The organism is Bacillus sp. CGMCC 1.16607 (assembly GCF_042683745.1).
Classification (GTDB): Bacteria; Bacillota; Bacilli; order Bacillales; family Cytobacillaceae; genus Pseudoneobacillus.
Genome location: NZ_JBHUJX010000012.1, coordinates 182,646 through 196,385, shown reverse-complemented (window position 1 = coordinate 196,385; position 13,740 = coordinate 182,646). Strand labels below are relative to the sequence as shown.

At 35.1% G+C, this 13,740-nt stretch carries 11 protein-coding genes; 6 read left to right on the top strand and 5 right to left on the bottom strand.

The window, feature by feature from the left end; translation table 11 throughout:
* The first annotated feature begins 144 nt into the window (after positions 1-144).
* From ACFSO7_RS08155 to ACFSO7_RS08140, 4 genes are all read left to right on the top strand, one after another.
* Entirely contained in the window at positions 145-684 is a 540-nt protein-coding gene (locus ACFSO7_RS08155) for a cupredoxin domain-containing protein (RefSeq protein ID WP_377876813.1), read from the top strand.
* Complete coding sequence (locus ACFSO7_RS08150) at positions 684-2,147, top strand: cbb3-type cytochrome c oxidase subunit I (protein ID WP_377876812.1); 1,464 nt, start codon at positions 684-686, stop codon at positions 2,145-2,147. The genes ACFSO7_RS08155 and ACFSO7_RS08150 overlap by 1 nt, the downstream gene beginning before the upstream one ends.
* Before the next feature lie 113 nt (positions 2,148-2,260).
* Positions 2,261-3,634: a dipeptidase gene (locus ACFSO7_RS08145; RefSeq protein ID WP_377876811.1), complete on the top strand. Its 1,374-nt coding sequence runs from the start codon at positions 2,261-2,263 to the stop codon at positions 3,632-3,634.
* Between the two features lie 78 nt (positions 3,635-3,712).
* A protein-coding gene (locus ACFSO7_RS08140) for an IS3 family transposase (protein WP_377876810.1) occupies positions 3,713-5,073 on the top strand; the annotation gives its coding sequence in 2 pieces (ribosomal slippage) (positions 3,713-4,205 and positions 4,205-5,073; 1,362 coding nt in all).
* A 49-nt stretch (positions 5,074-5,122) separates the two neighbouring features.
* On the opposite strand, the gene ACFSO7_RS08135 is transcribed toward ACFSO7_RS08140, so the two are convergent.
* From ACFSO7_RS08135 to ACFSO7_RS08115, 5 genes are all read right to left on the bottom strand, one after another.
* Positions 5,123-6,070 carry a Gfo/Idh/MocA family protein gene (locus tag ACFSO7_RS08135; RefSeq protein ID WP_377876809.1) on the bottom strand — a complete coding sequence of 316 codons (948 nt, stop codon included), beginning with the start codon at positions 6,068-6,070 and terminating at the stop codon, positions 5,123-5,125.
* A complete protein-coding gene (locus ACFSO7_RS08130) occupies positions 6,060-6,251 on the bottom strand; it encodes a hypothetical protein (RefSeq protein ID WP_377876808.1) in 192 nt (63 codons plus the stop codon). The genes ACFSO7_RS08135 and ACFSO7_RS08130 overlap by 11 nt, the downstream gene beginning before the upstream one ends.
* 101 nt (positions 6,252-6,352) lie before the next feature.
* Positions 6,353-8,635 carry a helicase C-terminal domain-containing protein gene (locus tag ACFSO7_RS08125; protein WP_377876807.1) on the bottom strand — a complete coding sequence of 761 codons (2,283 nt, stop codon included), beginning with the start codon at positions 8,633-8,635 and terminating at the stop codon, positions 6,353-6,355.
* Positions 8,636-8,695: 60 nt separating this feature from the next.
* Entirely contained in the window at positions 8,696-8,923 is a 228-nt protein-coding gene (locus tag ACFSO7_RS08120) for a hypothetical protein (protein WP_377876806.1), read from the bottom strand.
* A gap of 58 nt (positions 8,924-8,981) precedes the next feature.
* Positions 8,982-10,244, bottom strand: coding sequence for an MFS transporter (locus ACFSO7_RS08115; protein ID WP_377876805.1), 1,263 nt, complete (start codon positions 10,242-10,244; stop codon positions 8,982-8,984).
* A 244-nt stretch (positions 10,245-10,488) separates the two neighbouring features.
* Between ACFSO7_RS08115 and ACFSO7_RS08110 the strand changes: the two genes are divergently transcribed.
* Together ACFSO7_RS08110 and ACFSO7_RS08105 are read left to right on the top strand one after the other, a co-directional pair.
* Positions 10,489-12,192 carry a methyl-accepting chemotaxis protein gene (locus tag ACFSO7_RS08110; protein WP_377876804.1) on the top strand — a complete coding sequence of 568 codons (1,704 nt, stop codon included), beginning with the start codon at positions 10,489-10,491 and terminating at the stop codon, positions 12,190-12,192.
* 278 nt (positions 12,193-12,470) lie between these two features.
* A complete protein-coding gene (locus ACFSO7_RS08105) occupies positions 12,471-13,715 on the top strand; it encodes an ATP-binding protein (RefSeq protein WP_377876803.1) in 1,245 nt (414 codons plus the stop codon).
* The last annotated feature ends 25 nt before the right edge of the window (positions 13,716-13,740 follow it).

Sequence of the window (13,740 nt, the reverse complement as noted above, 5' to 3'; positions counted from 1 at the left end):
TTTTCAATTTCTACAGTTGAAACATTAAATATGATTCAAATCACGGTAATTGTTTTAAATTAGAAGTAAAATGGGAATCGAAATTTTCAAAAAAGGTTGGGGGACCTTTGGGAGATTTTTAAATGGGAAAATGGAGGGGATAAAATGTATCAACAAATTGCATGGTCTGTTACATTGTTTTTGGTTTTCCTTATCGCATTAGCATTTGCTTTTGTATATGGTGAATCAAGACGACTCAAAGATTATGTTCAGATTCAGAAAAAAGGCTACAAAATCCGAAAATACTATTTTCTAGGATTACTAGCTATAATGGCCATCATGTCTGGTGTCACATTAACTAGATTACCTTATGACCATCACGGCACGGCTGCTGAAAATTTTAAGACCGTCGATGTTAAAGGAATTCAATTTGCTTGGGAACTAAGCGATGAAGAATTTATCGTTGGGGAACCAATAGAATTCCGCGTTACAAGTAAAGACGTGACGCATGGGTTTGGATTATACGATGAAAACATGCAGCTTATTGCTCAAACCCAAGCTATGCCGGAATATACAAATTCTGTTTACCACACATTTGAAAAGCCAGGAAAATACAAAATTCTATGTATGGAATATTGCAGTGTCGGCCACCACATCATGGTAAAAGAAATCATCGTTAAAAATGCAAAAGGGGGAAATGAATAATGGAATATGCTATTAAACCCTTAACTAAAAAAGGTGTCATGTGGTTGCTTATAACCAGTGCCATAGTCATTTTACTAATGATGGTTTTAGGTGTGGTCATGCTTCTAAATCAAGGAAATCTCATTTTGATTTCTCCGCAATGGTTTTATAAAATTATGACTGCTCATGGTACGGGAATGATTGGTATTGCTTCATTAGGTGGACTTGCCATCATGTGGTATTTCCTATCAAAGTATTTGCCGTTAAACCCAAAAATGTTAATTACCAACTTTATACTGTTTTTAATTGCTGTTTCTTTCATTTTATTAGGAATTTTTGGTTTTAATTTTTCAGATGGTTGGACTTTTCTCTATCCCCTACCATCTCAATCTGCCGAGTTTAATGGGTCAGCAGGTGCATTATTTTTCTTATTTGGACTTTTACTTCTTGGTGTTGGATTTTTAATGATTTATGGCTATGTTGCCTATCATTTAACACTGAAATATGGAGGTCTTCATAAATCTTTAGGCTGGGATTATATTTTAGGTAAAAAAACAGGTTATGGTCCGCCGCCTGCGGCTGTAGCGAGTACAATGGTCGTGATTTGTAACTCCACTGCTATTTTAACGGGTGCGACTGTCATTGTTTTTTCGATTCTAAATATTTTAAATCCATCCATTGAAATTAATCCGTTATTGGCAAAACATTTAACTTATGCTTTTGGCCATATCTTTGCGAACTGTACGATTTATATGGCAGTCATAGCTGTTTATGAAGGATTAGCTGCGGCAACGAATCGACCTTGGAAGTCAAATAAAGTGTTTTTAATTGCTTGGAATTGCTCTACCCTTTTTACATTAATGATTTATACTCATCATCTACTTATGGACTTTGCTGTTCCTAAATGGATGCTGATTATTGGTCAAGTTTTTTCCTATGCTAATGGATTACCTGTTATGGTAGTAACCGCCTATGGTGCTTTAATGATTGTCTATCGCTCAGGTATAAAGTGGAATTTCCCTTCTTTACTATTCTTTTTATCTATGTTTGGTTGGTTAGCAGGAGCGATTCCTGCAATAATCGATGCGACAATTGTCATCAATCATATTATGCATAATACAAAATGGGTTCCTGGTCATTTCCATATGTATATGGGGATGGGTGTTATAACCATGATTTTCGGCTTTATGTCCTACTTTAACCAACAAGAAGGAAAGGTGAAAGAAAATGGCTGGGATCTATTTAGCATTGTTCTCTACTTTATTTTCTTCCTTGGGCTTACTGGATCGTTTTTATATGCAGGAAAAATCAGCACACCACGTCGCTGGGCCGAGCACTTACCTGAATGGGTTGCATCAGACCAAGTAGGTGCCGTTTGTGGAATCTTAATCGTCATCGCCAGCCTAATCATCACCATCCGCTTCTTCATCGGAATAAAAAGCGCAGGTAAAGAAGAACACCGAAACCACACAAAAACGGCTTAACGCGTTAAAGTGCTGGGGGTCAGTCCCCCAGCACTTTAATGCGTAAAAGCAGGAATATTTATTGTGAATGAAGAAGTAGTATAAGGTGTGATTTTTTATAAGGAGGATTTACTATGGAGAACACGATACTTACATATTTAGCTGAAAACAGGGAGAGACACCTTAGTGAGTTAAAAGAATTTTTAGCGATTCCAAGTATTAGTGCCTTACCTGATCATAAAGAGGACGTTCAAAAAGCAGCCAATTGGGTAGCAGATGCTTTAAAAAATATTGGCATAGAAAATGTGGAAGTACATCAAACAAAAGGTCACCCTGTCATTTATGGTGAATGGTTGAAGGCTGAAGGGAAACCAACAGTACTTATTTATGGTCATTATGATGTACAACCAGTTGATCCTCTTGAATTATGGGATAGCCCTCCATTTGAAGCGGATATTCGCGATAATAAGCTTTATGCTCGAGGTTCTAGTGATGACAAAGGACAAACCTTTATGCATTTCAAAGTTCTTCAAGCAATTCTTGAATCTACAGGTACCCTGCCTATTAATGTGAAATTTTTAATTGAAGGTGAAGAGGAAATTGGTAGTCCGAATCTCCCTGCATTTGTTGAGGAAAATAAGGATTTATTATCATCAGATGTAATCGTCATCTCAGACACGACGATGATGGAGAGAGGAAAACCAACTATTTGTTACGGATTACGAGGTCTTTGTGGAGTTCAAATCGATGTGAAAGGACCGTCAAGCGATCTTCATTCAGGACTATATGGTGGAGCTGTCCAAAATCCAATCCATGCATTAGTTGAAATTGTAAATTCGTTCCACAATGAACACGGTCAGATCACAGTTGATGGCTTTTACGATCAAGTTCAGGAGCTTACTGCTGCTGAAAAAGCAGCGTATGAATCTCTTGGAATGAAAGATGAAACATTTATAAAACAACTTGGTGTAAATGAAATGTTCGGTGAGAAAGGTTTCACAACATTAGAAAGAACATGGGTCCGACCAACTCTCGAGGTAAACGGGATTTATGGAGGTTTTCAGGGCGAAGGAATTAAAACGGTTTTACCTTCAGAAGCACATGCGAAAATTACTTGTCGCTTAGTACCAAATCAGGATCCTGATGAAATTGCTGCACTATTACAACAACATATTAAAGCGCATACACCACCTGGAGTGACAGTAAATGTATCCTTATTTGATAAAGGAGCACCGTTTGTTACACCATTTGACCACCCTGCTATTCAAGCTGCTGGTCGAGCATATGAAAAGGTGTACAATGTTCCAACTTCTTATACTCGTGGTGGCGGTTCACTTCCGATTGTCGCAACATTTGATCAAAGTTTAAGAAAGCCGATTGTTTTAATGGGCTTTGGTCTTCCAGATGAAAACTTCCACGCTCCGAATGAGCATTTTAATTTAGAGAATTTTGATAAAGGAATGGAGACCCTTTGTCATTATTGGTATGAGCTAGAAGAATCTTTATAGTACAAAAAGCTGACTCGAATTTTATTTGAACTGCCCCGTAAATGTTAGACACTAAACTAACATTTACGGGGTGTTTTTATGTCCAAATTTAATTCGGAAGATAAGATAAGAATTGTAATAAGGTATTTAGAGGGAAATGATAGTTTAGGAAAAATTGCGGAAGTAGTAAGAGTTAGTAAATCTATTATAAAAGGATGGGTTAGGCTCTATGAACAACACGGTATAGAAGCATTTATAAAGTCCTATACAAATTATTCTGGGGAGTTTAAACTAAATGTACTCAATTATATGAACGAAACGGGTACATCTTCTTATGACACAGCTGCCATTTTCAATATTTCTTCACCTGGTATGGTCCGAAATTGGAGAAAGGCTTTTGAAACTGGAGGAATTGATGCCCTACAATCAAAGAAAAAGGGGCGTCCATCCATGAAAAAAGTATCAAAGCCAAACAAAGAACTACAACTTCCAATTGAAGGTTCAATCGTTGCTCTTCGAGCTGAAAATGATCGCTTACGTATGGAGAATGCCTATTTAAAAAAGTTGAACGCTTTAGTACGAGAACAGGAAAAATTACAAACAAAATCAAAGCGCAAGTAATTTTTGAATTAAAGGATGAATTTGATGTAGTGGAACTCGTTAAAGTCGCAGGCATTCCACGTAGCACGTACTATTACTGGGAAAAACGATTAAATACTGAAGATAAATATTTAAAGGTAAAAGAAGCGATTGTGGTTATTTATCATGAGCATAAAGGACGTTATGGTTACCGTCGTATCACTAAAGAATTAGAGAAAAAGAATATTTACCATGATCCTAAGACCATTAATCGATTAATGATTGAAATAGGATTAAAATGTGAGGTACGTACGAAAAAGTACCGTTCATACCGTGGAACAGTTGGAAAAGTAGCACCAAATATACTGAATCGCGATTTTAACGCAGGTAACATGAATGAAAAATGGGTAACTGATGTTACCGAATTTCATTTATTTGGGGAAGAACGATATTTATCGCTTGTTTTAGATTTATGCAATGGAGAAATAATTGCGTACAAAGTTATGAACCGTCCTGTTTATTCTCTTGTTGGAGATATGCTTGAAGAAGCAATAAAAAGAATAAAACCTGGTGATGAAGTTATCCTCCATTCAGATCAAGGCTGGCATTATCAGATGAGTAAATATCAGAATAAATTAAAAGAATATGGTATGCGACAGAGTATGTCCCGTAAGGGTAATTGTTTAGACAACGCAGTCATAGAAAATTTCTTTGGCTTATTAAAGTCTGAACTACTCTATTTGCAAGAATTTGAGAGTATGGAACATTTCGAACGAGAATTAGAAGAATATATTTATTATTACAATCACAAACGAATGAAGGCAAAATTAAAAGACCTAAGTCCAGTCGAATACCGGACTCAGGTCTTGAAAGCAGCCTAAACTATTTGCTAACTTTATTGAGTAAGTTCAATTTCGTGTCAGCTTTTTATTATGCGTTTCCTAATAGACTTTCTAAAACCCTTTGCACATTATAACCTTCACGGAAGGAAACAAGCTTTGCATTCTCCCCATTGATAGCTTTAATTAATTCTCCTATTAAATCAATTTCTTCCTCACGTTGTAACGGATAAATAGCAGGTGCAAAATCGCCCGTAGACACGAAAAGTTCACTCCAATTGATTAAATCCACTGTCCCTTTTTTACCGTATACCTTAAACGAAATATGTTCCTTTTGCCCTAAATTACTTAGTCCATTAAATAGTACAGGCGTTCCGTTTGCGAGCTCCATTCGTGCGATAAAGCCTTGTTCGCAAAGTGAGGGATCTTCGGGAAAGTCAACGAATGATTGAATGTTTTTTAAGTCTCCAAACACTTCTTGAATCATTTGAATATAATGTGGTCCTACTTCGCGAATGAACCCACCTTGTTCACGACTAGCGATCCAATCGTTTTGCTGCCATGAACGCGGCCATGTCGTGAACTGCATTTGGACATCGACACGGATAACCTCATCAATCTCTCCGTTTGTTATTTTTTCCTTAAACTTTTGAAAAACATTGGAATAAGGCATCGGAAAATTTAATGCATTCACAATATGAGCATTTTCGGCAGCAGTGGTCATTTCCTCTGCCTCAATAATTGAATTAGCCAACGGCTTTTCACAAAATAAATGTTTTTTTGCTTCGATTACATCTAGTGCAATACGGTGGTGGTACTTCGGCGGCACGGCTAAATACACTAAATTAATAGAGTCGTTATTTAGCATTTCCTTATAGTCTTGGTAGGTTTGAAGATTATATTTCTTGTTAATATTATGTAATCGATCGATACTAGTGTCACAAGCAGCCACCACTTCTGTCATTGGATGATTTAAAAATTTATTTAATACCCGTTCTCCAATAGCTCCTAAGCCGATAATTCCAACTTTAATTGTCATTTTCAAGCACCCCTTTATCTTTATCCATTAGTTTCTTTACATTTTCTTTCGGGCTCCAACAATGAAATCGATACTTTGGATTCGTCTCATATCCTAGTCTGCTACAATGATAGCGAACCCCTGATTGCCCCTTATCCACCCTAAAATGCTCACAACTCGCACAACAATGAAAATCCTTCATCTTATCCTCCTTACTTCACCACATTAACGCACCGGGGGACTGACCCCCACCGCTTTAACGCTGTAAAGGGGCGGGGGTCAGTCCCCCGATGCTTTGCAGCGTTAAAGTGTGTGGCTTCTACTTTGTTTCCATTCGTTTGGTAGGAGATTTTGGTATTTGGGCTGGAGGAAACGGTCATCGATGAGGATGATGGTTCCTGTATCTTTCTCTGAGCGTATTAGTCTTCCGCCAGCTTGGAGGACTTTGTTGATTCCAGGATAGACATATGCGTAATCGTAGCCGTTCTTTCCTGTCTTTTGAAAATAATCTTTAATGAGGTCCCTCTCCAATCCTATTTGAGGTAATCCAACACCGACGACGACTACCCCATTTAAACGGTCCCCCTTCAAGTCAACTCCTTCAGAGAATATTCCACCTAAGACAGCAAATCCAATCATAGTCCCTGAACTCCTAGGTTGAAAGGCATCTAAAAAACCTTCCCTCTCCTTCTCTGACATCCCTTTATCTTGTAATAAAATCTCAACCTGCAAATTTTCTTTCAGAAATACCTCGTAAACAGTCATCATATATTGATAGGAAGGAAAAAAGATTAAAAAATTGCCTTTCCTATTTGTTAATAGAGAAACTAAAGTTTCTACTATTTTCGTTTTCGTTCGGTCACGGTCTTTGAATCTAGTCGAAAGTGCCTTAATATGAAAATCTGTTTGTTCACTGCTAAATGGGGATGGAATGGAAAGAAAATAGTCTTCATCCCCAGCCCCCAGTAGGTTTTGATAATAATCGATCGGATTTAAAGTAGCCGAAAAATAGATCTTGGATCGATATCCTTTACTCATTTGTGTTATTTGAGAGGAAGGATCCAAACAAAAAATCTTTATTCTCACTTCACTTTTTTTCAACTCAAAGTAAGTAACAAAACGTTCATCGTAAAACTTAGAGATTCTTAAGAAGTCTCGGACTAAAAAATAGGTCTCTAGTAAAATTTCATCAGTTACTTTACCTGATTGTAAGAGTAGTTCTTGTTCAGCGACCATTCTGAAATTTTCAATAGCCACCAATAGCTCCTCAGGTATGTTCTCATACAGTGACTTTTCTTCTTTTTTTAGCTTCAAGAAAATTGAATTTACTTCTTTAGCCGCATGAGATAACGCCATATTCTTACCCGAATATTCCCTTTTAACCGTTAAGAAACTGGACTTTTGTAAATCTGCCGAGTACATTTCTCTAGCACGGTCAACAAGATTATGAGCCTCATCTATTAAAAGAATCGCTTCTTTCTTTTGATCCTCAAATAACCTTTTGAGCGATACTTTTGGATCAAAAATATAATTATAATCACAAATGACAACATCAGCATCATATGAAAGATCAAGCGAAAGCTCAAATGGACAAAGGGTATGTTTTCTTGCATATTTTTCAATCGTTACCCGATCTATCGAGTTTTCATTCTTAAAAATATCCAAAATAGCTTCATTTAAACGATCATAATAACCATTTGCAAACTCACAATAGTCTTTTTGACATAATGTTTTTTCTTTAAAACAAGCTTTATCCTTAGCAGTAATTGTGACCGAATGGACGCAAAGTCCATTGTGCTTCAACCGTTGGAAAGCCTCTTCAGCTGCTTGCCTAGTGATGGTTTTTGCGGTTAAATAGAATATTTTTTCGAGATTCTCGTTTGGAAATGCTTTGATCGCTGGGAATGTGGTTGAAATCGTTTTTCCAATTCCAGTTGGTGCTAAAGCAAATAAATTTTTTTTATCCATGATTGTCTTATAAACTGCCGCTGCTAATTTACGTTGGCCAGGTCGGAATGTCTCGAATGGAAATGAAAGATTTTCGATACTTTCATTTCGTGTTATTTGATGGTTTTTTTTGAGTTCTGCATATGGTGCAAACTGTGCGATAACATTGAAAGCAAACGTTTCTAGTTCATCAAAAGAAAAAGTTTGAACAAACTGCTTTTTCTCTTCACTTTCCAATTGAACATAAGTAATTTGCACATCAATTTCGTTTAGGCTTTCTTTTTGGGAAAAAATATAAGCATAAAATTTCGCCTGTGCCCAATGAACTGGATAACTGGACTCTGTGATGGATGCTATATTCAACGAAGTTGATTTTATTTCATCAATCATAACTTTTTCTTCATAAAATAAGATCCCATCACATCGCCCTTCAATTTCGTACTGATACCCATTCGATTCTAAAACTGTTTGTAAATGGACTTCCTTTAAATCCTTTTCTTGATATGTATGTTGAATTTTCTGATGGACTTTCGTACCCTCTATCATGGAATGAGAGGTTCGGAATCTTTGATCGATACTCCCACTTCGATAAACATATTCAACTAGAGCTCTTATTGCGATTTTAATTTGATTACTCACAATATCCCTCTTCTATTTACTAAAAAAGGTTTAGAAGTGAATGTCTAAACCTTTTTATCTTTATTTTAGAATTTGAAAAAACTTCTTATTTCGTGCGCCCTTTTCCTCTTCATCAGCCAAATCATATTTTTTTAATAAATGGAAAACTTCATTAAGTGTTTCTTGTGAATGATTTTTCGTAATAAAAAGTTTAAATAGGTCGTGAATTTCATTGGGTAGAAACTCGATTTGAGAATCATATTTTTTCATTACATCTTCTAAAGAATGGTCTAAATTACATTTACTCATGATAACTCCCCCATCAAATCGTTTGTCTTTCTATTATAGTCAATATTTTAAAGGCAAACTAGATAGAAGTGGAAGACGTTACTTTGGGTTGTCTCTTATTTTTCAATGCCATAAACAACCATAAAAATACAAACGCGCTAGACGCTCTCATGATTGTCGATGTTGTCATCGCGATATTAATGCTAGAGTACTCTAAAAGAAAAATTCCGATTTGTGGTGCGACGAAACCAACAATGGCAAGTAAAATATTGTAATTGGCAATATAGCTGCTTCGGTTTTCTTCTTTTGTCACTTCGAGAAGCTGATTGAACAAGAGAAGAACAGTACCTGATACAAATAAACCCGACGTAGCGTTTACTGCAATTAAGTAATATAGATTAGGTGATAGGATGGTTAATACTGGGGCGGTTGACATCCCTAATGCTACTACGATAAGCATTTTTGCATTACCATGTTTATCTGCCATTCTCCCCCACCATTTGTAGCTAGCAATTTGTGCAATTTGGTTAGCTACCGTAAATAGACTAATCCATAATCCAGTCGCATGCGCGTATTTAATTTGATAAATATTAAAAAGCGACCATGCCATTTGCCAACCAAAATTAAAATAGAGACTGCATAATAGAAATGTAATGTAACGTTTATCTTTAAATATATTTATCTTTTTTCTTACCTTTTTTTCTTTAACTTTGTTTTTATGTTCTTTTTTCTTTTCAACATGTTTAAAAAGATAAAATACTTCGATGACACCGAAAACAAAAGCAAAAAAGAATAAAAACTGATACGGTACAGGATTTGCTTTATCGAATTGTTGTAATAAAACTCCTATTAAAAAAGTTGAAATCATTCCAACAATAGTTAATATGCGATTTCGCTCACTGAAAAAACGATTTCTACGGCTGTCTGGAATAAGATCACCGATAAAAGCTTGCCAGCTTAATAGTGCAAATGACCCCGGGAAATTCATAAATCCGATTAAAAAGACAAAGACCCAACTTCGATACTCAACAGGAACATACATAACAAAAACCATCGAGAAAACGAACAATCTTGTAAACAGAATGGAAAGACCTGTAAATCTTTTCTTTTCTTCTAATCTACCAAGAAAAAATGAACCAATGACCATGGCGAACATCCCAATAAATTGTGGAAGCGACGCAATCAATCCTACTTGATAATTCGTTGCCCCTAAAACACTAATGGCGAATAAAGTAAAATAATTATTACTAATATTAGCCACAATCGTCGAAGCAACCCCATTTAAAATACTTAACCTCTCATTCTGCTTTACCCGATCTAAATCATGCTCCACAAAAGTCATCCTCTTTCTACAATCAATAACACTCTACCGCTTTAAAGCACTGGGGGTCAGTCCCCCGGCACTTTAAAGCGGTGAAGTTGATTTATATATATATTACCCCATTTTACTACGATGGTCGAAATAATAAAAGTGGAATTTTCTATGTATTATGTGATTTTGCTCACATTCAAATTTTGCAAAATCCGTATATATGAATAGTAGGGTAATTTTGCCTATCATTTTCGAAGGAAATGGGAGATTTATTTTGAAAAAGTCAATTTTATCTAGATTAACTTGGGTTGTTATATCAGTTACCTTGATCAGTTTAACTGTGATCTCATTTACAAACTATCGAATGACTTATTTAAAAGTGAAAGAAGCCGCAGGTATTGAACTTTTAGGATGTGCAAACATTACTACAGGACTATTAACGAATGAAGATATTTCAAAACTGCAGGACCTTTCTTCTTCTGAAGCAAAAGAATTAGGAAAAAAGATAAACTGGACAACAGAACATAAGCCTATTTTTTCTAATCAATATTTATTATCTCTGGATGGAAAAGTTCTTGTCGCTGATGAGCATCTTCAAGCACAAGGTATAAATGTAGGAGATTCATTTTTAATAGACTCCAAAATAATACAAAAATTAAAATCAAAGAAAGAGCCAATTTTTTCAAAAGTATATGAATTTGGAGGAATGAAAAGATTAACTGGATATGCTCCAATTTTTCAAGATCACGAAACACATGGTGAGATTGTTGCCATCAGCGCGATAGACTTTAATGCAAAAATACTAACTGAAAGAACATGGAGTATGGTTTCCTCTACCATTATCGTCGGTATCCTATCCCTTTTACTTGCTGGAACAATTATTGTTCTTTTTGTCCGAAAAACCATTTTGCCATTAAAAGACTTAACGAATTATACGAAGATGATTTCTGAAGGTGATATACGATCCGAACCTAAATTATTAAAAGCGTCTGGTGAGATTCAACTATTAAATGAAAATTTCAATATTATGGTAGAGAATTTAAAAAAAGCTCTCCTTCAATCCGCTTTTACTTCAAAAGAAATGGCATCCTCAACCGAAGAGCTTTCCGTGAATACTAATGAAATTACTAGTCTCGTTGAAGAAATCTCAAATACATTCCAGAGTGTTTCTGAGTATGCTAATCATCAGGCAGAAGAGGCTGGACAAATTCAAAATGCATTTAAAAATTTAAAGATCCAAACGACTAAAATGTCTGATAAAATCAAAACGACTTCCTATGAATCTTCTGAAGCATCAAAGAAAGCACATAAAGGAAATGAAATCATCTTAGATTCTATTCAACAAATGAACCATATTCAATTAAGCACAAACAACATTTCGAAAACGATGAAAGAGCTTCAAGAAAAGTCCAATACAGTACACAATATTTTAAATATCATTATGAATATATCCAAACAAACGAATCTATTAGCTTTAAATGCCTCCATTGAAAGTGCTAGAGCGGGTGAACACGGAAAAGGATTTGCTGTTGTGGCTGAAAAGATTCGGGATCTAGCAGAAGAAACATCAAATAGCATTGATTCTATTAAAAGAATAGTCTTTGAAATGGAACAGAAAACAACCGAAGCAGTTCAGCTTACTGAACTCGGGAAGAAAACGGTCCAAACTGGTATGGAAAAAGTAAATATGGCAGGCGCTTCTTTCGATGAAATAAAAATCTCGACCGAGAAAGTTAGTGATGAAGTATCACAGGTATTTACAACAAATTTATTCATACAGCAGGAGATTGAAAAAGCAAATAATCAGATCGATCAAATAACGCGTATATCAAAAGATATATCATTAAAAATGCAACAAGTTGCAGCGTCATCGGAACATCAAACAGCTTCAATGGAGGAAATTTCTTCAGCTATCCACCTACTTGTCCATTTAGCTTATGAAATGGAAGTCTTATCAAATCAATTTAAACTAACATGAAAGACTCGTTACGAAACGGGTCTCTTTTCATAGGTATAAATTTTTTGGACTTCGAAAATTGTACAGCTCAAGCCTACTAGCCCCTCGAGATCAAATGTTCGCCACCCAAAAAGTCAAAGAACTACTTTCTGGATTTCGAAGCATTTGCTTGTCGGGGTAGATTAAGGCGCACTGTACTTTATTTTCCCTTTCTACTAATTATTTCAATTTTTAGTACTTTTATATATCTATTATTCTGTTATACTAATAATGGTAATGATTGGATAGGAGGTTCTTTCTTGAGCTATAATATTGAACAATTATTTCTTCATATTTTTATTATGCTATTTATTCCCTTTGTCCATAGTTTTATTAAACGAGATGAGAAAGAAAGTTATTCTGACCTCATATTTACTGCAGCATTACTCCTATCTCTAATACTTACTATGCTATTTCCCGTAAAGGTGGATGATAACCTTTTATTCGATATGAAGTTTATCCCAATATTTATTAGCTTTTTTTATTTAAACAAAAAGTTAGGCATAACAATGATTATAATCGTATGCCTATTTAAATTAATTTCAAATGGACATGATAGCCAAATTTTAATTTTAAACTATACCATTATGAGTATCCTATTTTTTCTTTTTGAAAAAAATTATCATTCTTATTCTTTATTGCGAAAATCCACGATTGCCTTATTAATGTATTTCCTTATGTCGACAACTAGATTTATTAGTTTAATTGGGTTAAAACAAACAAGCCAATCTTTCTTTTTATTTACTTTTATGTTTATTTCTTTTGGAGTATTAACACTAGTTATTTATTTACTCGAAATGAATCAATACCATATTACGATGAGAAAAAAACTTCAATATGCTGATAAGTTAAATGCGATTAGCCAATTAGCGGCTTCTGTTGCCCATGAAATCCGCAATCCAATGACCACGATTAGAGGATTTATGCAATTATTAAAAGACGAAAAAAATTTAACAAAAAGTCAAAATATGTATGTATCTTTATCACTAGATGAACTGGATCGCACGCAACAAATTATTGATGATTTTCTTTCCCTTTCTAGACCCAATAAACAAGAGAATGAAACTATTATTGTTTCCAATAGTTTACGGGATGTCTTAGAATTCTTACGGCCGTATTCCATGATTTCAGGTGTTGACTTCAATGTCCAGATCCAAGAAGAATTGAGAATTCATGGTGATCTCAATGAATTTAAGCAACTGATTATTAATATTGTCAAGAATGGGATAGAGTCAATGCCTGAAGGAGGAATGTTAGAAATACAATCTTATTCAACATTGAACGAAACAATTATCAAAATCAAAGATGAAGGCCTCGGAATATCGAAGGAGCAGCTAAATCAAATTGGTCAACCCTATTATTCAACAAAAACGAAAGGTACGGGACTTGGGTTAATGATTTCTCTAGACATATTAAAAAGAATGAATGGAAAAATCAAAATTGATAGCAAGGTTGGAAATGGAACATGCTTCACCCTATCCTTTCCAGAAGTATTGGATAAATAACATGAGTAATTATTTAGCACTTTAA

Excerpts from the sequence above, each read along its gene's own strand:
- ACFSO7_RS08135 (WP_377876809.1), bottom strand. The coding sequence starts at position 6,070 with ATGACAATTAAAGTTGGAATTATCGGCTTAGGAGCTATTGGAGAACGG.
- ACFSO7_RS08155 (WP_377876813.1), top strand. The coding sequence starts at position 145 with ATGTATCAACAAATTGCATGGTCTGTTACATTGTTTTTGGTTTTCCTT.
- ACFSO7_RS08145 (WP_377876811.1), top strand. The coding sequence starts at position 2,261 with ATGGAGAACACGATACTTACATATTTAGCTGAAAACAGGGAGAGACAC.
- ACFSO7_RS08150 (WP_377876812.1), top strand. The coding sequence starts at position 684 with ATGGAATATGCTATTAAACCCTTAACTAAAAAAGGTGTCATGTGGTTG.
- ACFSO7_RS08115 (WP_377876805.1), bottom strand. The coding sequence starts at position 10,244 with ATGACTTTTGTGGAGCATGATTTAGATCGGGTAAAGCAGAATGAGAGG.
- ACFSO7_RS08130 (WP_377876808.1), bottom strand. The coding sequence starts at position 6,251 with ATGAAGGATTTTCATTGTTGTGCGAGTTGTGAGCATTTTAGGGTGGAT.
- ACFSO7_RS08120 (WP_377876806.1), bottom strand. The coding sequence starts at position 8,923 with ATGAGTAAATGTAATTTAGACCATTCTTTAGAAGATGTAATGAAAAAA.